This is a genomic window from Shewanella sp. ULN5 (assembly GCF_030731885.1).
Taxonomy (GTDB): Bacteria; Pseudomonadota; Gammaproteobacteria; order Enterobacterales; family Shewanellaceae; genus Shewanella; species Shewanella holmiensis.
The window spans coordinates 52,528-74,110 of sequence record NZ_JAPJEE010000007.1; the positions used below are offsets into that span (position 1 = coordinate 52,528).

General features: G+C 39.1%; 23 protein-coding genes and 1 tRNA gene. 9 read left to right on the top strand and 15 right to left on the bottom strand.

Annotation, left to right across the window (positions count from 1 at the left end; all coding sequences use genetic code 11):
* Window positions 1-128: 128 nt before the first annotated feature.
* Window positions 129-914 carry a hydroxyacylglutathione hydrolase gene (gene gloB / locus ORI98_RS08680; RefSeq protein ID WP_306134963.1) on the bottom strand — a complete coding sequence of 262 codons (786 nt, stop codon included), beginning with the start codon at window positions 912-914 and terminating at the stop codon, window positions 129-131.
* A gap of 89 nt (window positions 915-1,003) precedes the next feature.
* On the opposite strand from gloB, the gene ORI98_RS08685 reads away from it, so the two are divergent.
* Window positions 1,004-1,741: a class I SAM-dependent methyltransferase gene (locus ORI98_RS08685; protein ID WP_306134964.1), complete on the top strand. Its 738-nt coding sequence runs from the start codon at window positions 1,004-1,006 to the stop codon at window positions 1,739-1,741.
* Here ORI98_RS08685 and rnhA read toward each other — a convergent pair.
* Window positions 1,738-2,211 (bottom strand): ribonuclease HI, encoded by a 474-nt coding sequence (gene rnhA / locus ORI98_RS08690; protein WP_306134965.1) that lies wholly within the window; start codon window positions 2,209-2,211, stop codon window positions 1,738-1,740. The genes ORI98_RS08685 and rnhA overlap by 4 nt on opposite strands.
* Window positions 2,212-2,282: 71 nt before the next feature.
* Here rnhA and dnaQ point away from each other — a divergent pair, with 71 nt between their 5' ends.
* The 4 genes from dnaQ (at window position 2,283) to ORI98_RS08710 (ending at window position 6,161) form a co-directional block, all read left to right on the top strand.
* Window positions 2,283-3,011 carry a DNA polymerase III subunit epsilon gene (gene dnaQ / locus ORI98_RS08695; RefSeq protein ID WP_261298156.1) on the top strand — a complete coding sequence of 243 codons (729 nt, stop codon included), beginning with the start codon at window positions 2,283-2,285 and terminating at the stop codon, window positions 3,009-3,011.
* 8 nt (window positions 3,012-3,019) lie between these two features.
* Window positions 3,020-4,357 (top strand): TIGR03503 family protein, encoded by a 1,338-nt coding sequence (locus tag ORI98_RS08700; RefSeq protein ID WP_306134966.1) that lies wholly within the window; start codon window positions 3,020-3,022, stop codon window positions 4,355-4,357.
* Between the two features lie 176 nt (window positions 4,358-4,533).
* A tRNA-Asp gene (locus ORI98_RS08705) sits at window positions 4,534-4,610 on the top strand.
* Window positions 4,611-4,967: 357 nt separating this feature from the next.
* Window positions 4,968-6,161 (top strand): amino acid aminotransferase, encoded by a 1,194-nt coding sequence (locus ORI98_RS08710; protein WP_306134967.1) that lies wholly within the window; start codon window positions 4,968-4,970, stop codon window positions 6,159-6,161.
* Window positions 6,162-6,206: 45 nt separating this feature from the next.
* Here ORI98_RS08710 and yvcK read toward each other — a convergent pair whose 3' ends face one another.
* A complete protein-coding gene (gene yvcK / locus ORI98_RS08715) occupies window positions 6,207-7,115 on the bottom strand; it encodes a uridine diphosphate-N-acetylglucosamine-binding protein YvcK (protein ID WP_306134968.1) in 909 nt (302 codons plus the stop codon).
* A 152-nt stretch (window positions 7,116-7,267) separates the two neighbouring features.
* On the opposite strand from yvcK, the gene ORI98_RS08720 reads away from it, so the two are divergent.
* Window positions 7,268-7,903, top strand: a complete 636-nt coding sequence (locus ORI98_RS08720; protein WP_261298160.1) for a DUF2987 domain-containing protein — start codon at window positions 7,268-7,270, stop codon at window positions 7,901-7,903.
* Between the two features lie 121 nt (window positions 7,904-8,024).
* Here ORI98_RS08720 and ttcA read toward each other — a convergent pair whose 3' ends face one another.
* From ttcA to ccoN, 11 genes are all read right to left on the bottom strand, one after another.
* The gene (ttcA, locus tag ORI98_RS08725; protein ID WP_261298161.1) at window positions 8,025-8,969 is read right to left on the bottom strand and encodes a tRNA 2-thiocytidine(32) synthetase TtcA; all 945 of its coding nucleotides are present in this window, start codon (window positions 8,967-8,969) and stop codon (window positions 8,025-8,027) included.
* Between the two features lie 90 nt (window positions 8,970-9,059).
* Window positions 9,060-9,989: a universal stress protein UspE gene (gene uspE / locus ORI98_RS08730; RefSeq protein ID WP_306134969.1), complete on the bottom strand. Its 930-nt coding sequence runs from the start codon at window positions 9,987-9,989 to the stop codon at window positions 9,060-9,062.
* Between the two features lie 94 nt (window positions 9,990-10,083).
* On the bottom strand, window positions 10,084-10,839 hold the full coding sequence (gene etrA, locus ORI98_RS08735; protein ID WP_306134970.1) for an electron transport transcriptional regulator EtrA: 756 nt from the start codon (window positions 10,837-10,839) through the stop codon (window positions 10,084-10,086).
* 58 nt (window positions 10,840-10,897) lie between these two features.
* Window positions 10,898-11,584, bottom strand: a complete 687-nt coding sequence (locus tag ORI98_RS08740; RefSeq protein ID WP_306134971.1) for a sulfite exporter TauE/SafE family protein — start codon at window positions 11,582-11,584, stop codon at window positions 10,898-10,900.
* Entirely contained in the window at window positions 11,581-11,796 is a 216-nt protein-coding gene (gene ccoS, locus ORI98_RS08745; RefSeq protein ID WP_306134972.1) for a cbb3-type cytochrome oxidase assembly protein CcoS, read from the bottom strand. Before ccoS ends, ORI98_RS08740 begins: the two co-directional genes overlap by 4 nt.
* Window positions 11,793-14,189 (bottom strand): heavy metal translocating P-type ATPase metal-binding domain-containing protein, encoded by a 2,397-nt coding sequence (locus ORI98_RS08750; RefSeq protein ID WP_306134973.1) that lies wholly within the window; start codon window positions 14,187-14,189, stop codon window positions 11,793-11,795. The genes ccoS and ORI98_RS08750 overlap by 4 nt, the downstream gene beginning before the upstream one ends.
* 23 nt (window positions 14,190-14,212) lie before the next feature.
* Complete coding sequence (locus tag ORI98_RS08755; RefSeq protein WP_306134974.1) at window positions 14,213-14,692, bottom strand: FixH family protein; 480 nt, start codon at window positions 14,690-14,692, stop codon at window positions 14,213-14,215.
* Between the two features lie 117 nt (window positions 14,693-14,809).
* Window positions 14,810-15,766: a cytochrome-c oxidase, cbb3-type subunit III gene (gene ccoP, locus ORI98_RS08760; RefSeq protein ID WP_261298255.1), complete on the bottom strand. Its 957-nt coding sequence runs from the start codon at window positions 15,764-15,766 to the stop codon at window positions 14,810-14,812.
* Window positions 15,767-15,771: 5 nt separating this feature from the next.
* Window positions 15,772-15,948: a cbb3-type cytochrome c oxidase subunit 3 gene (locus ORI98_RS08765; RefSeq protein WP_261298256.1), complete on the bottom strand. Its 177-nt coding sequence runs from the start codon at window positions 15,946-15,948 to the stop codon at window positions 15,772-15,774.
* A gap of 9 nt (window positions 15,949-15,957) precedes the next feature.
* Window positions 15,958-16,572, bottom strand: a complete 615-nt coding sequence (gene ccoO / locus ORI98_RS08770; protein ID WP_261298168.1) for a cytochrome-c oxidase, cbb3-type subunit II — start codon at window positions 16,570-16,572, stop codon at window positions 15,958-15,960.
* A gap of 12 nt (window positions 16,573-16,584) precedes the next feature.
* On the bottom strand, window positions 16,585-18,018 hold the full coding sequence (gene ccoN / locus ORI98_RS08775; RefSeq protein WP_261298169.1) for a cytochrome-c oxidase, cbb3-type subunit I: 1,434 nt from the start codon (window positions 18,016-18,018) through the stop codon (window positions 16,585-16,587).
* 266 nt (window positions 18,019-18,284) lie between these two features.
* Between ccoN and ORI98_RS08780 the strand changes: the two genes are divergently transcribed.
* On the top strand, window positions 18,285-18,734 hold the full coding sequence (locus tag ORI98_RS08780; protein ID WP_306134975.1) for a hypothetical protein: 450 nt from the start codon (window positions 18,285-18,287) through the stop codon (window positions 18,732-18,734).
* 7 nt (window positions 18,735-18,741) lie between these two features.
* On the opposite strand, the gene ORI98_RS08785 is transcribed toward ORI98_RS08780, so the two are convergent.
* Window positions 18,742-20,313, bottom strand: coding sequence for a DUF3369 domain-containing protein (locus tag ORI98_RS08785; RefSeq protein WP_306134976.1), 1,572 nt, complete (start codon window positions 20,311-20,313; stop codon window positions 18,742-18,744).
* 176 nt (window positions 20,314-20,489) lie between these two features.
* On the opposite strand from ORI98_RS08785, the gene ORI98_RS08790 reads away from it, so the two are divergent.
* Window positions 20,490-20,711, top strand: a complete 222-nt coding sequence (locus ORI98_RS08790) for a hypothetical protein (protein ID WP_261298171.1) — start codon at window positions 20,490-20,492, stop codon at window positions 20,709-20,711.
* 315 nt (window positions 20,712-21,026) lie between these two features.
* On the top strand, window positions 21,027-21,203 hold the full coding sequence (locus ORI98_RS08795) for a hypothetical protein (protein ID WP_371931139.1): 177 nt from the start codon (window positions 21,027-21,029) through the stop codon (window positions 21,201-21,203).
* The last annotated feature ends 380 nt before the right edge of the window (window positions 21,204-21,583 follow it).

Sequence of the window (21,583 nt, forward strand, 5' to 3'; positions counted from 1 at the left end):
TTTAGTGCCTAAATCTAATATGATGTTTTTCTAACTTAATCGAGATGTTTTCTCAGCCTAGAAATATCGAATCAAGCATTGTAGATGAAATTTATTTGCCTGTCTTATTAAACTCTCTTTATGTAAGGTTAAAAAGTATCTTTCCATAGCCTCAAATTTTTAAACACTTGAATATTATCTGTAATTTTTTGATTAAAATGTGAACTAACACTTAATTTAATTTCTTTATGGTCGCAACGTAAAAAGGGATTGATTTGTTTTTCTACTAGTATGCTTGATGGAATCGTGGGTAACCCTTGATCTCGCAGGCTAATAACCTGTTCTATATAGGTTTTTAATGATTGATTATTTGGCATTACAGTTACAGCGAATTTAAGGTTAGTTTGAGTATACTCATGGGCGCAATACACTTTTGTTGAATCAGGTAACGCAGCTAATATACAAAGTGACTTACTCATTTGAGCCGCAGATCCTTCAAATAAGCGTCCACAGCCGCCACTAAACAAAGTGTCGCCACAAAATAACTGGTCATCTGCAAGATAAGCGATATGCCCAAGTGTGTGCCCAGGTACACTGTAAACCAGAATAGGAAGTTGCCAATGCTTCAGGTTGAGTTCTGTTGAAGTATGTTCCGCTAATGAAATTGGGACGGTTAAACCGTCTATTGCTTCATTTGCAGGACCATAAACTGATAATTGTTGCCCATAGGCTTGCTGTAAGAGTGCAATGCCTCCGGTGTGATCTTGATGGTGATGGGTAATTAAAATGCCCACTAATTGAATCTCATTAGCGGTTAAATAGTCAATTACACTCTGCCCACATCCAGGATCGACCACATAAGCCGCCCCATGAGAGTCTTCAATAACCCAAATGTAATTATCGTTAAATGCCGGAATTAGGTGGGTTTTATACATTATGATTCTCGAGTTTAGCTAACAGATTTGGTAGAGTAAACATTACAGCGTTTGACTGCAATCTATCAGGTTATTTCAAGGAGATTTCATTGGCACATATTCCGACCGATGCATGTTCACCATTAAGTTGGCTCGAATTCGCTTCAGGTGATCAACTGAAAACCGAGTTGGAAGCCCGTTTAAATCTCTGGTGGCCAAGATTATTTGGTTATCATCTTTTAAAATTAGGCCCATTAAGTGCTGAAATAAACAGTTTGCAGTGTCAAATAAATTATCATTTTAGCCTTTTTGAAACTGAAGGCGGAGCCATCCAAGCTTCTACAAAAGACCTACCATTACAGAATAGTTCTATCGACACAGTGTTAATGAACTCATTACTTGAGTTTGAGCAAGACCCTTATCGCGTTCTGCGCGAGGTTGACAGGGTGGTTGTCTCGGGTGGACACATTATTCTGAGCGGATTTAATCCTGTAAGCCCTATTTTTTTTGGAAAATTATTACCGCAGTTTCAAAATGTAGCCCCTTGGTGTGGACATTTTTTTATGCCATCAAGGGTAAAGGATTGGCTTGGTTTATTAGGGTATCAAATATTATCCGATGAAAGATTGGTATATCATCATTTATTAACTGAATACCCAGGTAAAATTGCGTGGCATAATCAACTGGAAAAGTGGCTACCTAGTACAGGCGGAATTTACCTTATTGTGGCAAAAAAAGTGGATACACCGTTAACACCCATAAGAGATAAACAAAAGGTTAAATCCACCAACTGGTCTACTGCGCCAAGTGCTGGACGAGCAGGTTTGAAACCTCGTACAAAGAGTTAGTTTGGTTGGTAATGTTCATCATCCAACAGGTTTTTACCCATAGCAGCAACGCGCGCTAACTCATCACAACGTTCGTTTTCGATTTGGCCTGAATGACCTTTAACCCAGCGCCAATCAATTTTGTGTTTTTGACTGACGGTATCTAATCTTTTCCATAAATCGACATTCTTAACGGGCTCATTGGCAGAAGTAATCCAGTTTTTTCTTTTCCAACCATGTATCCACTCTGTGATGCCTTTACGCATGTACTGACTATCACTGATCAGAATAATATTGCAACTGTCATACAAGGACTCTAAAGCAATGATGGGGGCTAAAAGCTCCATGCGGTTGTTGGTGGTTAATTTATAACCGGCTGACAATTCCTTTTGCTGTTGTTTATATTTCATGACGACACCATAACCACCAGGACCTGGATTACCAAGGCATGACCCATCAGTATAAATATGAAGTTGTTTTAGTTCAGTCATTGAATTGCTACACTTAATCATTAAGAAAACTTTGGCGTTAGTATAACCACAACATGAAGATGACTAAATAAATGAATATCATTTCATCCGCATCACGACAAATTATTTTAGATACTGAAACAACCGGTATGAACCAAGCCGGTGGTCCTGTTTATATTGGGCATAGGATCATTGAGATTGGTTGTGTAGAGGTGATTAATCGTCGTCTTACTGGGCGTACTTATCATCAATATATTAATCCTGGGCAATTGATAGACCCAGAAGCAATTGAAGTTCACGGTATTACTGATCAGCGCGTTGCTGGTGAGCCAAGGTTTCATCAAATAGCTCAAGACTTTATCAATTTTATTGATGGCGCAGAAATCGTCGCACATAATGCCAACTTCGATGTTAGCTTTATGGATCATGAGTTTTCCAAACTCAATCCCGTCGGACCCAAGACCAAAGATATTTGCGACATTCTGGACACTTTAGCCATTGCTAAACGTTTACATCCAGGGCAGAAAAATAATCTTGATGCATTATGTCGCCGCTACGGCATAGATAATTCACGCCGAACATACCACGGCGCACTGCTTGATGCGGAAATTCTAGCGGATGTGTATTTGATTATGACTGGTGGTCAAATCAAATTTAATTTATCCAGTGAGAAAGCGGGGCAAGAGGCTGGCGGTATTAAAAGAATAGAACAAAATGCGTTTAATCTTAAAGTGATCAACGCATCGGCCGATGAAATAATACGACATGAACAAAGACTTGATTTAGTTGCTAAATCAGGAAAGTGCCTCTGGAGAGGATAAATCGTTTAATGAAAATACCGGGTGCCAATCTTTTCGCTGCATTATTTAGCGTTTGTTTTATGCTGCCAGCGGTAGCGAATGCCGCTAATAACACTGACTCCTTCAGTGAATATGTTCCTGCACCTTATGCAATGGAATTAAAAAATCGTTTTAGAATTGATCATAAAGTGGATCAAGTCACCTTAATAGTGCAACGCAGTTATGGTTCTTCCCCTGTTGTTGTCGTACAACCAGATGGCAGCAAATGGTACTCATCGCGTCACCCTAGCTCAGTAAAATGGGTTGATGGCATCACGGGTGATATCATTGCCATTGCTAATCCCACTCCCGGACCTTGGCAATTACTCGGTGATGTTTTACCCGGTTCAAAAATTGAAAAAGTATCTGAAATCAATATTGCTGTTGAACCGCTACCGCAACCTTTATATCAAGGCGAGCGCCTAAAAGTAGTTTCTAGACTTACAGCAGATGATTTGACCATGCGTATGCCCGGTTTAGAATTTATGATCGAGTGGACCTCAAAGTTCACCAGTGAACATCAACCTGGTGATGATAATTTTGCTACGGGTACGATTATTGTTGGCGCATATAAAGATAACGGAGAAGATCTAGATGAGCGACCCGATGATGGCATATTTACTGGCAGTACCAATCTTGAACAACCCGCAGGTCACTACAAATTAAGTGTTACAGCACGGAATAACATTTTTGAACGTGAATACAACATGCCTTTTCTATTATCAAGGCAGCCAATTACCGTCAAAATGATCGCGCCAGAGGATCCTTTAACGGGTACTTGGCATCTGGCTATATCAGTCAATGAAGCTGAAGTGCTACTTTCACAAACGCATTTACAACTTGAATTAGTAGGACCTGCTGGCTTGCAAATTCCTGTAGTGCTGATGGATATTCCCACTCCTGAATACATGTTGCCGCTGCCTTCTGTCTCTGAATATGGCAGTTACCGCGTGAAAGGCACCGTTGCTACCACAGCAATACGTGGACGTGAAGTTTTACTTAATATTCCAGAAATGTTCTTTAACCTTGTTGAGCCGCCAGCTCCGCCTCCAAGTGCAGAAGAACTGGCTGAGAAAGCGGCAAAAATTGCCTTAATCGAAGAACAAAAGGCTAAAGATGATGCCATTTTCTGGATTGCGACTGTAAACGGTGTGTTGCTATTGTTTGGGCTCATTGGGTTTATTATCTGGCGTAAGAAACAAGCGCTAGCTAAGGCTCTTGCCGCAGCTGAAACTAGATTAAAAGAGCAAGAACTTCAAAAGGGAGGTTCAGAAGATAGTCTTGCATTAGATGATATCGACTTGATGTTACCTGATGATAAGCACTAGATTTTGATACAGTTGTTCATTTTTTGACAAAACAAATTTATTTTTAAAAAAAAGGGTTGACGATCTAATTCGCCAGCATTATTATTCATCGCAATTGAGAACAGCAACCATCTTCTGGTAGTTATTAAGTCTAGTTTTCAGTATGTTAATTGAGTAAATTAACATGTAAAGAATTTGGAGCGGTAGTTCAGTTGGTTAGAATACCGGCCTGTCACGCCGGGGGTCGCGGGTTCGAGTCCCGTCCGCTCCGCCAAATTAGAGAAAGCCTCATCAACAGATGAGGCTTTTTTTATGGCTAATTTTTAAAATTATTTAATATTTTTTAAGTTTGCGTTTTTTAACTCTGTTACATTTTATCTATAAATCTCAGCCTTACAGTATGATTGGCAGTGTTCTAAATAATCCTCATACATAAAAAAACTCAAATCATGGATAACAAAAATTAAGCCGATTTATTTAATAATCTGCATAAATTTGTCATTTTTTTGATATATCTTAAGTTTACTACCTTTATCGATTAATCAATCAAAATTCTCACTACTCAGAATTCCTTTAGGGTGGTATAAAGAGCTACATTAACCTGTACTCTACTATTTTTAGGAATGTTGTAATGATTTTCTCTCAAGTTTCTCAAGCACCTGCGGATCCTATCTTAGGTTTAACTGATACATTTAAAGCGGATAACCGTGCCCATAAAGTGAATTTAGGGGTGGGAATTTATAAAGACGAAGCAGGGCAAACGCCTGTTCTTAAGTCTGTCAAAAAAGCTGAAGCTAAGTTACTTGAAATAGAGAAAAGCAAAAACTACCTTGGAATCGAAGGTGTTCAAGCTTACAACCAGGTTGTTCAAACCTTATTGTTCGGTGAAAACAGTGAATTAGTAAATCAACATCGCGCCGTGACCGCGCAAGCGCCAGGCGGGACAGGTGCTTTACGAGTTGCCGCTGAGTTTTTAGCCACTAATACAACATCAAAAACCATTTGGGTGAGCAATCCTACTTGGGCTAACCACCACAATATTTTCGAATCGGCTGGTTTAACGGTTAAGGAATATCAATATTACGTAGCTGCGAGCCATGATATGGATTTTGACGCTATGCTAGCTGACTTAGATCAAGCATCTGCTGGCGATATCGTATTACTTCATGGCTGTTGCCATAACCCAACGGGTATAGATTTAAACATTGAACAATGGAAACTGGTTGCACAGCTTTGTTTAGAAAAGTCATTATTGCCTTTGTTTGATTTCGCGTACCAAGGTTTTGGTGCCGGAATTGAAGAAGATGCTCAAGGTTTACGTGCGGTGGCTAAGGTGGTTCCTGAATTATTAGTCGCTAACTCTTTTTCTAAAAACTTTGGTTTATACAACGAACGTATTGGCGCCGTTACCCTTGTTGCTGAAGATAAAGCAACCGCAGAGCGTAGCTTTAGTCAAATTAAAAAGACCATCCGTTCAAATTATTCAAATCCGCCAGCACACGGTGGTTTAATTGTAAGCACTATTTTGGCTGATGATGCGTTAAGAAGTGAATGGGAAGCTGAGTTGACTGAAATGCGTCAACGTATTGCGCAAATGCGTACCTTATTGGTTGAAACTTTGATAGCTGAAGGTGTAACCCAAGATTTTAGCTTTATTTCACGTCAAAATGGCATGTTCAGCTTCTCAGGATTAAACAAAGATCAAGTGAATCGTTTACGTGATGAATTTGCTATTTATATTGTCGGTTCAGGTAGGATTAGTGTGGCAGGTCTGACTAAAGACAATATGCCTGCTGTGTGTAAAGCGATTGCAAAAGTGCTATAACTCTTAAGCTTTAATAATAGAAAGGACTGCCAATGCAGTCCTTTTTTATATCCGAGTAATCTGACAGATAGCATCGCCTAAAGCGGTTTTATCATGTAAGCCTTTATGATGTGAGCTGACTAAATCAAATTGATGAAATTTAATTGCAGAATGCTCGCTATTTTGTGTTGAAGGTAGTTGATATTGCTGAATAACATCACTGATAATTTCAGAGCCAACAACTTGATGGATCCAATTTATTTTCTCACAAATACTAAATTGATTTGCAACAGAAAACTCATCAGTTAAGTTATCGATTAATATTACTTTTGCATGTGAATTTTGAATGCTTTTAGCTATTTTGGGCAAGAGTAATGGCGGAATGATGCTGGTCAAAAAACTGCCTGGGCCCAGTATAATAAGATCTGCATTTACAATGGCATCACATGCTTCAATTGTGGCATCCACTTTTGGCTCAAGACTTAATGCAACGGGAGCTTCTTTCATTTCATCTACACTTAATTCACCAATAATTTTATTGCCACAGTAAGTTAATGCAGTTAAATGTGTAGAGGCTTCTGACATCGGAATAATTGATGTGTTGATTTTTAGTAAAGAACTGACAAGCTTGACGGCATCAAGTGGCCTAACACAAAGTTGATCTAGGGCATGCAGAATAACATTCCCTAAATTATGTCCAGATAGTTCATTGTTACCAATAAACCTATGGTCAAACAGCTGTGAACTTAACGAAGGTCTTGGCGTTAAATGAGACAGACAATTTCTTAAGTCACCCCATGCGATAGTGTGTTGATCTTGCCTTAAGCGCCCCGTCGAACCACCATTATCCGTTGTCGCCACAATACCCGTTAACCTGTCTCCTAAAAAAGATAACGAGGCTAAAACGCGACCAAGTCCGTGACCACCGCCAATCGCAACTACTTTATTAAAACTGGCTAATCGTTGATTTAACATATCATTACAGTCTCTTTCCTTGAGAATTTAAGTGAATTATTGTGATAGAATATTGGCCACGATTGTATTATAAATTACAGTAATAAACGCAAAATAAATGCATTATTTAATGCATATTTGGTAGTTGTTTATTGTTTGAACAGGATTGTTGTATGTTATTACGTAAGAGTGTTGTATTAGGGCTAACGTTATTAGTGTTTACGAGTTTCAATGCAATTTCAGATACCGTTTCTTTAGAATACAGTGGCTTTTACAACCCATTAAAACGGGTCAACAAGGCAAGTTATCCCTATGTTGAATTAGTATTTAGCGTACCTAAATCGGAAAACTGCACCATAGTTTCAGGGAATATCAGCACTGAGTCGCAAACGTTTCCACTTACCTATACTAAAGAACAACGCATTTTTATGCCATTTGATGACGATTTAAAATCAAATCGTGGTCTCGTAAATATTGAAGTGCAGGGCGACTCTAGTCAATGCGGTATTGCTATGCAGGTCAGGGCACGTGAAACCTTGATTCAATACACGGGTAAAGAATTAAAGTTAGTACTTGATGATATGAATGGCTTGCTTGACACCTTACAAGGTTTTCCAATGAAATACTTCAGAAAGCCATTAACGGGGTTAACATTTGAATTTTCAGATGATACGCCATTAACTATGACAATGAATGGCAAAGCGGTATCAATTCAGCCTCGCTTTACGTTAAGTTCAGAGCAGATTGAAACGCTGGAGGAATTATCCTTTTCTCATAAGCCTAGTGTATTAAGCCCTTGGGTGAACTAGCTAAAGTTCAGTAACAAAAAGCCCTGAATCAACAGGGCTTTTTATTTCTGTGATGGCTAATATCTAATCCATAACCTTAACAAGAATGATCATTCCATGTTGTCGAATGTAATCACTAGGCTTAAGGTTTAAATGTGGTGACGATATCGATACGTTGCGCTGCATCAAGATCAATATGACCATTATTACTAATATCGAGAAAATCGAATGCTGGTAAGTCAGACTCTGCAACATCACCTTTTAATGGCGCATTCTCATCACGCTTAAGACTTAAAAAATCGAAGTTTTCTCGATCAACACCCTGTGATGGTGCGGTATTTTGCATGGCAGTGAATATGGTTTCAATTCTGCCTGGATGTTGCTTATCCCATAAATTAAGCATGTCTTTAATTGCACCACGCTTTAAATTTTCCTGAGAGCCACATAAGTTACAAGGTATGATCGGAAATTGTTTTAATGCGGCATATTCTGCGATATCTTTTTCTCTACTATAGGCTAATGGCCTAATCACCATGTTCGCACCATCATCAGACAATAATTTTGGTGGCATAGCCTTCATCTTTCCGCCATAGAACATGTTTAAAAATAATGTTTCTATAATGTCGTCTCTGTGATGGCCAAGGGCAATTTTAGTTGCGCCAATGCGTTGTGCAAATCCGTATAAAGTGCCTCGGCGTAAACGAGAACACAATGAACAAGTCGTTTTACCTTCTGGAATCTTATCTTTGACAATAGAATAAGTATCTTTTTCAAGAATATGATAAGCAATCCCTAACGTATCTAAGTATGCAGGTAAGATATGCTCAGGAAAACCAGGTTGTTTTTGGTCAAGATTTACCGCAACAATGTTGAAAGAGATTGGCGCACGTTGTTGAAGGTTAATTAAGATATCAAGCATGGCATAGCTATCTTTACCACCAGATAAACAACACATGACTAGATCGCCATCTTCAATCATATTGTAATCAGCGATAGCAGTTCCCACTTCACGACGTAAGCGTTTCTGCAGTTTGTTCATGCGGGTGGTATTTTTTTTAACTTGTTCTTGTAGATCGACTTCAGACATAAAAATGCGCCCAGTAACTATATGTTTCAGGGCGCGTATTATTCCAGTAATCGGTTACTGGGTAAAGTACAAGTCTACGTTATAGTGTAGTTATTCAGCTAAAGGTGATTTATATCCGTCAGGTTTCAATGCTAATAAATCACAATTTAAGCTATCAATCACATGTTCGGCCGTATTACCAATAAGTGCCGCGGAAAAACCAGTACGACCAACTGTGCCTAATATTACCAGTTCAGCATCCAGTTTTTCAGCCAGTTCAGGGATAACATCTTCAGGTAAGCCTTCTTCAACATGACAATTCTCAATAGGGATATTGTATGAATCAGCCAGGTACTGAACGCGTTGTTCATGCTGCATACGGACACTGTCATTGTATGCGTTAGCATCAAAATCAGGTAATTCAATGGCTAAATTAACCGGTGTACCGGGGTAACCATTAACTAAATGCACACTGGCAGAAAACTTCAATGCTAAATCTTGCGCGTACTGAATGATTTTGCCGTTGAGATTTTGTTGGTCTTCATCTTCTGATGCGACATTTATAGCACAGAGTATTTTACCTGCAACAGGCCAATCATGCTCTTTAACCATTAATACTGGTTGAGGTGCTTTTCGCATTAAATGCCAATCTGTAGGGGTAAAAATCACTGCTTTAAGTTTGTCATGTGCATGGGTACTTTTAACGATCAAATCATAATCGCCTTGTATCGTATAGTTAATGACAGATTCAAAAGGGCGGTTATGCCATACAACCTGAGCATTTATGTCTATTTTTTCAAGATTAATTTTGCTGATGAGTTCGTTTAACCAAGCTGTGCGTTGATCAATAACACCTTGTCTCATGGCTTCACGTTCATGTGCAGACAAGATAGAAGTCATCTCATAAGAAAAGTCAAAGATTGATAAAAAGGCAGTAATTGTTGCTTGGCTTTTAGAGGCTAATTCAATGGCTCTATCTAAGGCGGCTTGATGGTCTGTAGTGGGGTTAATAATAACCAATATTTTTTTATATTCCTTCATAAAACCTCCAAAGCTATTTAAATTTAAGCAGTTAGTGATATAAGCAGTATCACCTTTTACTAATGAATATAACTTGAGCTAGATCAAACATTCACTATTCTGTTGATAGACGCGAATGACCAGCCAATAAACCTAAGGCACGATGATCTATAATTGAGATATATTTTCCGTTTACCTCAATAAAATCTGATTTTTGAAAACGACCAAGTAAGCGGCTGATGGTTTCAACGGTTAACCCAAGATAATTACCAATATCACCTCGTGTCATGGTTAATCGAAATTCTTTAGGCGAAAAACCACGTTCACCAAAACGATTGGCAAGGTTATAAATGAATGCAGCTAAACGCTCTTCGGCATTCTTTTTAGACAATAATAAAATCATTTCTTGATCAATCATGATTTCATTACTCATTAAACGCATTATTTGTTGTCTTAATTTTGGCATAGTGCCAGACAGTTCATCTAATGTGTCATAGGGAATTTCGCATACCATAGATGTTTCTAGCGCTTGAGCAAAACTTTGGTGCATTTGCGAATGAATACCATCGAATCCGATGACATCTCCCGCTAAATGAAAGCCCGTTATTTGTTCGTCACCTTGTTCGGTAATGGTATAACTTTTGATGGTTCCAGAGCGAATTGCATATAACGCGCGAAGATTATCACCAGATTTAAAGATTTGATCGCCTTTTTGAACAGGCTTCTTTCTTTCAATAATATTATCAAGTTTATCAAGCTCTGAATTATTCAGAGTGAAAGGAATACAAAGCGTTCCCATGCTGCAATCATGACAATGAATGGCACAACCACCAGTGTTTGGGCGTTTAACTTTGAGTGAATCACTTGACATATCTGTTCCTAAATCTTGATGACATTAACATGTTAAACTAAATCAAATTTTGCAGCCACTAAAGTTGCTGCATTGCTACATAGATTGTCTGTAAACCAAAGATAACTAATAGTAGGCCGCTGACTAATCTAACCGCCTTTGTTTGCACCCAAGAGGCAAGTGTTTTAGCCGCTAGACCTGCCGTAAGTAATGCGGGAAGAGTGCCTAATCCAAAGGCAAACATAATTATTCCGCCTTTAAGTGCGCTGCCAGAAGCAACAGACCATGTTAGGGTGCTATACACTAAACCACAGGGGAGCCATCCCCAAACCATGCCTGCCAGAACGGCTTGGCTAGGATGTTTAATGGGTAAGACCCTTTTGGTCAGTGGTTGTAATATTTTCCAAAGACCTTTTCCTAGTGTCTCAATATACACAATGCCAAACCAAATTTGTGCAATATACAGACCGGTCAAAATCATCATAATGCCGGCAAAAAAACGTAAATATAATAAATAGTTATCAACGGCAAACAATTGGCCTAATGCGGCAGCACTGCCACCAACAAGCGCCCCCGCTATGGTGTAACTTATTACTCTGCCGAGGTTGTAACTTAGTAAGAAGCTGAGTTGATTGGCAAGCTGGTTGCCAGGCTGCTTTGGTAGGTTGGTTGAAAACGCGCCGATAAGTCCACCGCACATGCCAAAACAATGTGCCGCCCCCATTAGCCCAACGACGAAAGCACCGAGATAGTTATACTCAATCACAAAGGGATCTCAGGCTGTTCTTTGGTTAACGGTTCTTTTTTGGGGGCGTTAGGTTTTGAAGGAGAGCTTTGATTATCATCATCAAATAGGATCGAAACACTTTGTCTATCAAGATCATCGAATTGTTCCGATTTTACTGCCCAAAAAAATATTGCGACTGCAATTAACACAAATAGCATCGCAATCGGAATTAGTACGTAAATGATACTCATAATTTTAACCTAAGCAGCCTTAAGCTGTTACTTACTACAATGATAGAACTTAACGACATTCCAATAGCGGCAATGTAAGGGACAACATGACCTGTTACAGCTAAAGGTAAAATAATAACATTATACCCAAAAGCCCAGGCTAAGTTTTGTTTAATAATTTTGTTAGTATATTTTGCAACGGTAATGGCATCATTGAAGCGTGACAAATGATCACCGAGCAAAATTAAATCGGCACTGTTTTTTGCAATTGCACTGCCACTACCCATTGCAATTGAAATATTCGCGCCTGCCAGTACTGGGGCATCATTAATACCATCACCAAACATAGCAACGTGTTTGGTCTGTTGTAATGTATTGATTAAATTTAACTTTGACTCAGGACTCATACCTGAGTGAATATCGGTAATATGCAATCTGTCAGCTAAATACTTAACATGGCCAGAACTGTCGCCAGTGGCCATACTGACCATGATTGATTGTGCCTTTAACGTTTTAATAACTTGTTCACTGTCAGGTCGAATGAGATCATTTAGTTCGAATGAAGCGATGAGTTTATCGTTAATACTTAAATAAACATGTTGATGGTGGCTATGGACATCAATGTTCAAATTGTCTGAATTTTGTATACAAAAAGCGAGTGAGCCTAGTTTTATCACCTGTTGTTGGTAAATACCCTGAACACCTTTGCCCACTTGATGGTTAATGTTGGTGACTAACAAATTTTTATCACTAAACGGGGTAAATACTTGTGCGATAGGATGTAACGATCCTTGTTCTAAGTTCGCCACTAAAGACAATGCCGCATCTTGATCTATATCTGCAAAAAGTTTCACTGTTCCTAATGATAATTGGCCACAAGTTAATGTACCTGTTTTATCAAAAACCACATGATTGATCTGGGGCAGTTTTTCAAATACACCTGATTTGCGAGTAATAATGCCAAGTTTAGTAAAGATTGCGGTGGCACAAGTTACCGCGGTTGGCGTTGCAAGGGCCAAAGCGCATGGGCAAGTGGCGACTAAAACAGATAGCGTGATCCAAAAAGCATCGTCAGGTGATATTTGCAGCCAGATGAAATAGGTGAGGGTAGCGATGGTCAAAATTGTTGCTGAAAAATATCTGGCTAATCTGTCTGCTAATAAAGCAATTTTAGGATTATTATTTGATGCAAATTCTTGCAAGCGAATAATTTCGGCAACGAGTTGATCTTGACCGAGCGCTTTAACTTTTATCTCTAATGGTTGATCTATATTAATTGTGCCAGCAAATACTTTTTGACCTATATTCTTGGTTACTGGCATTTGCTCGCCGGTAAGCATCGACTCATTGACACTTGATAATCCAGAGATAATATCACCGTCTGCAGCAACAATATCGCCAGGGCGCACTAGAATAATATCATCTACTTTTAATTTTTTAGCGGCAATTTCTATGGTTTGTCCATCTTGAATAAGATGGGCGGTAACTGGAATAAGTTTGTGTAAATTACTTGAGCTGACAGACGCTTTTTGCTTTGCTTGTTGCTCAAAGTAACGACCTAATAATAAAAAGAAGGTGAACATTGAAACCGATTCAAAATACACTTCTCCTGTGCCATTAACCGTTGCAATACAACTTGCAATATAGGCACCAGCAATAGCAATTGATACTGATAGATCCATATTCAATTTGCCAGAGAGTAGGCTTCTTATGGCGCTGAAGTAAAAAGGTTGTGCCGAATAAAAGACCACTGGAGCAGCAAAAATCATACTAACCCATCTAAAATAATCACGTAATTCAACGTCTAAATCAGTGAAATATCCAGAATACAATGCGAAAGCAAACATCATTACCTGCATTGTGGCAAAGCCTGCTAATCCTAGGCGAAGTAAAAATTTGCGTCCTTCAGCTTTACTCAGTTTTTCTTGGTCATCAACCTGATAAGGCGCTGCTTGATAACCAATATCACTTATCTGCTTTAAAATTGTACTCAGAGCAATAGTGTCAGGTCGCCAGCTAACCATGGCGCGCTGCGTGGTTGAATTAACTCCAATTTGGGTAACGCCGTTTAAGGTTTTTACTTTATGCTCAATTAACCATGCACATGCTGCACAAGTAATGCCATCAATGGTTAATGAAATACTATCTAGTTCACCCTGACGGTGAACTAAATCCTGCTGTACTTCGGGTAAATCATAAGCGCTGAATTGATTAAGCTCATCGGGAACCAATGCGTTTTGTCGATTGCCTGGTTCACTTCTAAAACGATAATAATTAGCTAATCCAGAATCGATAATGGCTTGTGATACTGCTTGGCAGCCTGGGCAACACATAGCTTGTGCTTGCCCATCTATAGTTGTGAAGAACTTATCACCCGTTAATACAGGTTCATTACAGTGAAAACAGGTGGTCATGATATACAGCTCAGATCAGGGGATTAATTTAACCAGTACTCTACGTCGTCTGTAATATCAATGCGTTGTTGAATGCGCCACTGACCATCAAACCCTTCAATGCGAATTTCCCACGGGCCTTTTATCGATTCATCTAAAGGAATTCGATAAATACCCGCGCCATCGGCCGTAACTTTTAAACTGATATCAGATTCTTTAATGGTTCTGTGGTACAAATCGATATTTAGCGCTGCGGTATAAGCAGGGCCGCCATGTTGGGTTATTTCGACCATGTTGTCATCTATTTTGGCCTGATACTGCATTCCAATCTGCTTAGCATAATTGATTTTACGTAAATCCATGTTGATGGCTTTACCTTCTTTGTAATAATCTTCTGCAACTAATGAGTCAGAGTTATCTAATGCAATGAATAACAAATTGATGCTAGCAACAACAGCACAAAGAGGCAGTATAATTAAAAACCACGGCCAAAACTGTTTATACCAAGGTTGAATATCTGACATGGTGAACCTTAAAGTTAAAATCATTATAGTGCGGTCATTTTACAGGGTTGAACCTGAATAATCACTTAAAAAAAAGGCCTCGATTAACACGAGGCCCTTTATTTTTCATTTATGTAACTATTTGTTTGATAAGCTATAAACGTATGCTGTAATTACGTGAACTTTCTCTTCACCTAATATATCTTTCCATGCAGGCATCACACCAGCACGACCATACTTAATAGATTCAACAATAGCGCCACGACTGCCACCATATAACCAAGCATTGTCAGTTAAGTTAGGTGCGCCCATGAATTTATTACCAGTACCGTCCATTCCATGACAAGCAAAACAGCCTTTCATGAATGACCCTTGCCCTTGCGCAGCAAGAGTTGCGTCATGTTCACCACCAGATAGTTTAACAACGTATTCAGCTAAGCCTTCAAGCTCACTGTCTTCAATTGGTAAACCGCCTTTTGGAGGCATCATGCCGTTACGGCCATTCATTAATGAGGTTTTGATATCAGCTAATTCGCCGCCATATAACCAAGCTTTATCGGTTAGGTTAGGGAAGCCTTTTGAGCCTCGAGCATCTGAACCATGACATTGAGCGCAGTTTTGTAAAAATAGGCGACCACCTACTTTTAATGCTTCTTCATTTTTTACTAGCTCTTCCAGTGGAGTGGCTAAGTAAGCAGCGAAGATTGGACCGTATTTTTCGTCAGCGTGAGCAACTTCACGATCATACTGAGATAAACGGTTTTCAGCTTTTGCAGAATCAACGGCGGCTTTAGATTCTTCCATAGACCGAACACTTTGGTTTGAACTTGTCCAACCAAATAAGCCTTTGTAGTTTCCAAGACCTGGGTACATAGCTAAATAAATCAAGCCAAATACGATAGTGATATAGAACATATATGACCACCACTTCGGTAGTGGGTTATTCAGTTCTTCAATACCGTCAAAGCTGTGACCCATAGATTCACCTTCTTTGATGCCGGTATTATTTTGCGACATTTTACGAAGTATGAAAAAACAGCCTGCAATTACGATTAGTGTGAGTACGGTAATCCAAATACTCCAGAAGTTACTCATAATCATTACTTCTGTTCTCCTGAGTCTTGCGACGTTGTTGGTTTATCATCGTCTGCGAATACTAAGTTAGCTGCTTCGTCAAATTTTGACTTACTATGCTTACTGTATGCCCAGAAGAAAATGCCAACAAATGTCACCATTACAACAATGGTTAAAATGCCTTGAAAAGTGCCATAATCCATCATTACCTCCTACTTGAGTGCGTGACCCAAAGACTGTAAGTATGCGATTAGTGCTTCCATTTCAGTTTTACCTTCAACCGCTTTTTGTGCTCCTGCAAACTCTTCTTCAGAATACATATTGTGCTCTGGGTGGAAGTTGCTAAGAATTTCCATTTTCTTACGAGTCAACTTACCGTCTAAGGTGTTGTCCATAAGCCAAGGAAAACCTGGCATGTTTGATTGAGGTACCACTGCACGAGGGTCGATTAAATGCACTTCATGCCATTTATCACTGTAACGACCACCCACACGAGCAAGATCAGGACCTGTACGTTTTGAACCCCACTGGAAAGGGTGATCCCAAACAGATTCACCCGCAACAGAGTAATGACCGTAACGCTCAGTTTCCGCACGTAAAGGACGGATCATCTGGCTGTGACAGTTGTAACAACCTTCACGTACATAGATGTCACGGCCTTCAATCTGCAATGCTGTATAAGGAATTAATCCTTCAACAGGCTCAGTTGTGTCTTTTTGGAATAAAAGCGGGGTAATTTGCACTAAACCACCAAAACTAATGGCGATAACAGTGAAAATACCAAGCAAACCGATGTTCTTTTCAATTAATTCATGACTAAATTTCATCGAATCTGCTCCTTATGCTTTTGCTTCAGCTAATGCTGGCAATGAATCTTTAGGGGCTTTAACTGTACGAATAACGTTGTATGCCATAATAAACATACCAGTTAAGAAGAATACACCACCAATAAAGCGTACAAAGTAGAAAGGATAAGATGCTTCTAAACTTTCTACAAAGCTGTAGGTTAATGTACCGTCAGCGTTAACTGCACGCCACATCAGACCTTGCATCACACCTGAAATCCACATAGATACTATGTATAAAACAGTACCGATAGTTGCTAACCAGAAATGCACATTCACTAAATTAGTGCTGTACATGCGTCCTTGATTAAATAACACCGGAATTAGGTGATATAAAGAACCAATCGACACCATAGCAACCCAACCTAACGCACCTGAGTGAACGTGACCTACGGTCCAGTCAGTATAGTGAGATAAGGCGTTAACGGTTTTAATTGCCATCATTGGACCTTCGAAGGTAGACATACCATAGAAAGACAATGAAACAACTAAGAAACGAAGTACTGGGTCAGTACGAAGCTTATGCCACGCTCCAGAAAGCGTCATAATACCGTTGATCATGCCACCCCAAGAAGGTGCGAACAAAATTAACGACATAACCATACCTAAAGACTGAGTCCAGTCAGGTAGGGCAGTGTAATGTAAATGGTGAGGACCTGCCCAAATGTACAATGCAATCAATGCCCAGAAGTGAACAATTGATAAACGGTAAGAATACACTGGACGACCCGCTTGCTTAGGTACGAAGTAATACATCATCCCTAAGAAACCTGCTGTAAGTAAGAAACCTACCGCATTATGGCCATACCACCATTGCACCATTGCATCTACAGCGCCTGAATACATTGAGTATGACTTAGTCAAACTCACTGGTACTGCCATCGAGTTAACAATGTGCAATACAGCAACCGTAATAATGAAAGCACCAAAGAACCAGTTAGCCACATAGATATGTGATGTCGTTCTTTTTACGATAGTGCCAAAGAATACAACCGCATAACATACCCAAACAACGGTAATTGCGATATCAATAGGCCATTCTAGCTCTGCATATTCTTTACCTGAGGTAAAACCTAAAGGTAATGTAATAGCAGCTGAAAGAATAATTGCTTGCCAGCCCCAGAAAGTAAATGCGGCTAATTTAGGCGCAAATAAACGGGTTTGACAAGTACGTTGCACAACATAGTAGGATGTAGCGAAAAGGGCTGAAGTACCGAACGCAAAGATAACCGCATTGGTGTGTAATGGTCGTAAACGACTATACGTTAACCAAGGAGTTTCAAAGTTCAGTTGCGGCCAGATTAACTGAGCAGCAATCAATACACCCACTGACATACCAACAATACCCCACAAAACTGTGGTTAAGGCAAATTGGCGGACAATAGTGTAGTTGTAATCAGCGCCTGTAGACTGGGAATGGTTCATCATAATGCTTCCACGGCTTATTACTTTTACTTATATTATTGGTAAAGTATAACTTTACCTGTTTAGTTGACATAAAGTGCTATGTAGACTGACTGTCTTTTTTATCACTTATAGTCAAGGTGTTACCTCGTGAATTTGATATCTATCACTTGGCTGTGTAATGATACTTGAGCTAGATCAAAAAAGAAACTTAACTCGGGTGCTGAACATTGATCTAGATCAATGTCTGAAAGATAATGTTATCAATTTGAATTATTAGGTTAAAAATTGTGCAAAAACGTTTTAAGTACGGACTGATGTTATTTTCGTTATGTTTTTTAATAGCATGCGAGCCTAAAGTCGAGACAAAACCAACTCAATTAGCAGTAGACCTTAGTCTATGTGATTTTTACACTGGAAATTGTATTAAAAATGTTAATGAAGTGACAGTGCAACTTTCTTTTGCACAACCTGACGCGCCAAGTGAAAAACCTATTGATCTGACAGTCACATTTTCCAATGCAGTCAGCGATGTAAAGATGTCGATAGAAGGGCGAGACATGTTTATGGGGGTGATCCCTGTATTCTTAAACACAGATGATAAACAAACGTATCAATCGCAATTAATCTATGGGTCGTGTAGTAGTGGCTATATGGTTTGGCGGGCAAATATCACTTTTGATTACCAAGGAGTAACCCGACAAGTCTGGTTTGATTTCTTGGCGGACGCTCAACCTTAAGACCGAGTTAAATATCTACCCAATGGATTTTTATTTGTTCAAAAATCTCAATATTATCAATAAAAAGAGCTAATAAATCTGGATCGAAATGGCTACCTGAACATCTAGTCATTTCAGCGAGCACTTCACTTAATGGCCATGCTTCTTTATAACAACGTTTATGTACTAATGCATCAAACACATCTGCTATAGCCACAATTCTTGCGAAAATGTGAATATCTTTACCTGATAAGCCATACGGATAACCACTTCCATCAAACTTTTCATGGTGTTGAAGTGAGATAATTGAAGCCGCTTTTAGAATAGGCCGCTCAGAGTTGGCCATTATTTGATGCCCTATAATAGGGTGCTGCTTCATGATATCCCACTCTTCATCGTCTAATTTACTTGGCTTAAGTAAGACAGAGTCAGGTGTCGCAATTTTACCAACATCATGCATAGGTGAAGCGCGTTTGATCAAATCTGCATCCCTTTCAGACAAGCCAGCAAGCAAGGCAAGCTCATAGCAGTATTCAGCCATTCTTTTAACATGATGCGCGGCTTCTTTTGACCGACTTTCAACCACATCTCCCAAGCGTAAAATTAATTCCGATTGTGTATCTTCTACTTCTTGGTTTAGTAAAAGATTTTCAAACGCTACACCAACATTTATCGCAAATATATCGACGAGTTTTTTGTCTAAATCACTTATCTTATCTAGACCGTCCATGTACAAAATGTTTATCCATTTACTGGATTGAGTCGGGAAATAGCCAATAAAGCAATTGTTTTCATAAAGGCAGCGTTTCTCATCTAATGCGCGATTCAATAAAGACATAATTTCTTGAGGTAATGCCTTTCCATCACAATCTTGATATCTTCCAGTGCCGGCTAAAATTTCAATGTCTTTGTTATCAACATGGCCACTCATCGCATCAATAGCATTGCAAGTTAAGAGGAGAGTTTCATTTCTGAGGTTTAAAAGTGAAGCAACTTGATTCAATAATCCATCTGCAAATCGATGTAGAGTACGAAGTTCAAATAAGCCTGAAGTGGCTTCTAAGACTCTTTCTAAGCCATGGCGATGTTGAGCTTGTGCAATTCTGGCTTGTTCTATTTCCATTATGTCACGATAAGAGCGAAGGGCAGAGTACACACTGGTCATTAATTTACGTGAATCGAGTTCAGCTTTTGCCTTGTAATCATTGATATCATAATTAACAATCACATCTTCTTCAGGGGCTTGCCCTGGTTGTCCGGTACGCAAAATGATTCGCATGGTTCGGTTTTTGAGATCATCGCGGATCCATTTTATTAATTCTAATCCAGCGTGATCGCTTTCCATTACAACGTCTATAAAGGCAATGGCAATATCTTTTTCTGTCTCTAATAATTCTTTGGCCTGCAATCCGCTGTAAGCATTTGAGAATGCCAATGATCGACCATCTAACTTAAAGCGAGATAAAGCTAACTTAGTGACAGAGTGTATGTCAGGTTCGTCGTCAACAATCAATATCTTCCATGCCGGTAAGTCTAGTGATTGCTCATTGCTTTTGTTTGCTGAAAATAAAGGCTTTTTCTTCGAGATTTCAAAAAGCATTTTCACCTCTCTACAAGACGATGTATGAACATATTCTGGTTTAAGTGTAGACCACTTATTAATACGTAGAATGAAATGTGCAGTGATCACATAAATATTTAATATCTCTCAAATGCATTTGATAATCATTATCATCTGAGTATAATGATTCAAATGTTTTTTTAGGGGGAAATGGCATGAATACAGTGAATATTGGTTTGAGTGAGACGAAAATTGCTCAATTGATTAACGAGGGGCATCTGTGTGCGGCAGATATTCAATGTCTTGATAAGTCGAGTAAAAAAATTATCTGGCAGTTATGTTTATGGTGTTGTCAAAAGCGAATTTATTGTAAACAAGTTGCATGTCATCAGGATGAGCATCAACAGAGTCAGGCCACCTTATCACCAGTATATTAGTGAAATATTTAATCATCTTTAATTAAATATCAGCGACTAATAATAGAAAATGCTTTTAATTAAACGCGGTACGCAGTGTGTTCATTAACTGTTGAAGTTAATTTCTGACGGATTGCAATGCAATGTCTCAATCAATTAGATTGCTGATATTCTCATTCGTTTCAATATAGTATCAGCATTATTAATCACTTTTCCCAATTAAAGTCTATCAAGAAGATGTTCAGTAAAGCTGGGGTTCATCGTATTTAAATATGGAAAGCCGCGCGGACATTTTACCAACAAACCGCATACACTTATCTAGGCGGTAAATTTCCAGTGCAATTAACCTTACAAGTCGCCAGTCCAGCTGAGGTTTATTTAGCGGGTGAATACACATTGGATAGCGCTAACTTTATCGTTAACAACTTTGGCAGCCTTGAGCTTAAACGCTTCGGGCAAACACTCAGCAAATTACCCAAGCAAACAAGCAGCGACGCGATAACTACCAAATAAGAGGATTAACCATGGACAATAATGCAGTGCACATGATGAAAGCGTTTAATCGTGCACCTAAACAGATCATTACATATCCGGTGGTGTAACCATGGTCTCGCGCCAAGATAAACCTGAACTACAGTGTGATGATTGCCATAAGCCGTCATGGTTCGACCAATACGCGTCGTTGTTCATTGCATGTGAGTACTGGAACGGCCATTTAAGTTTATTCACAGAAGGAACGCCATTTAGGCATAAATAGCCCCCATCACCACACCCATACATAACTGCGCACAATGTATATTATGTTAAATAGGGTATTTGCGTATTACTATAACGTCCCTACATCTTGGTTTCTCATACCAAATGAGTTTTGTCTTACTTCGTGGATCTGGAGT

Excerpts from the sequence above, each read along its gene's own strand:
- gloB (WP_306134963.1), bottom strand. The coding sequence starts at position 914 with ATGTATAAAACCCACCTAATTCCGGCATTTAACGATAATTACATTTGG.
- rnhA (WP_306134965.1), bottom strand. The coding sequence starts at position 2,211 with ATGACTGAACTAAAACAACTTCATATTTATACTGATGGGTCATGCCTT.
- dnaQ (WP_261298156.1), top strand. The coding sequence starts at position 2,283 with ATGAATATCATTTCATCCGCATCACGACAAATTATTTTAGATACTGAA.
- ORI98_RS08700 (WP_306134966.1), top strand. The coding sequence starts at position 3,020 with ATGAAAATACCGGGTGCCAATCTTTTCGCTGCATTATTTAGCGTTTGT.
- ORI98_RS08710 (WP_306134967.1), top strand. The coding sequence starts at position 4,968 with ATGATTTTCTCTCAAGTTTCTCAAGCACCTGCGGATCCTATCTTAGGT.
- yvcK (WP_306134968.1), bottom strand. The coding sequence starts at position 7,115 with ATGTTAAATCAACGATTAGCCAGTTTTAATAAAGTAGTTGCGATTGGC.
- ORI98_RS08720 (WP_261298160.1), top strand. The coding sequence starts at position 7,268 with ATGTTATTACGTAAGAGTGTTGTATTAGGGCTAACGTTATTAGTGTTT.
- ttcA (WP_261298161.1), bottom strand. The coding sequence starts at position 8,969 with ATGTCTGAAGTCGATCTACAAGAACAAGTTAAAAAAAATACCACCCGC.
- uspE (WP_306134969.1), bottom strand. The coding sequence starts at position 9,989 with ATGAAGGAATATAAAAAAATATTGGTTATTATTAACCCCACTACAGAC.
- etrA (WP_306134970.1), bottom strand. The coding sequence starts at position 10,839 with ATGTCAAGTGATTCACTCAAAGTTAAACGCCCAAACACTGGTGGTTGT.
- ccoS (WP_306134972.1), bottom strand. The coding sequence starts at position 11,796 with ATGAGTATCATTTACGTACTAATTCCGATTGCGATGCTATTTGTGTTA.
- ORI98_RS08750 (WP_306134973.1), bottom strand. The coding sequence starts at position 14,189 with ATGACCACCTGTTTTCACTGTAATGAACCTGTATTAACGGGTGATAAG.
- ORI98_RS08755 (WP_306134974.1), bottom strand. The coding sequence starts at position 14,692 with ATGTCAGATATTCAACCTTGGTATAAACAGTTTTGGCCGTGGTTTTTA.
- ccoP (WP_261298255.1), bottom strand. The coding sequence starts at position 15,766 with ATGAGTAACTTCTGGAGTATTTGGATTACCGTACTCACACTAATCGTA.
- ORI98_RS08765 (WP_261298256.1), bottom strand. The coding sequence starts at position 15,948 with ATGGATTATGGCACTTTTCAAGGCATTTTAACCATTGTTGTAATGGTG.
- ccoO (WP_261298168.1), bottom strand. The coding sequence starts at position 16,572 with ATGAAATTTAGTCATGAATTAATTGAAAAGAACATCGGTTTGCTTGGT.
- ccoN (WP_261298169.1), bottom strand. The coding sequence starts at position 18,018 with ATGATGAACCATTCCCAGTCTACAGGCGCTGATTACAACTACACTATT.
- ORI98_RS08785 (WP_306134976.1), bottom strand. The coding sequence starts at position 20,313 with ATGCTTTTTGAAATCTCGAAGAAAAAGCCTTTATTTTCAGCAAACAAA.
- ORI98_RS08790 (WP_261298171.1), top strand. The coding sequence starts at position 20,490 with ATGAATACAGTGAATATTGGTTTGAGTGAGACGAAAATTGCTCAATTG.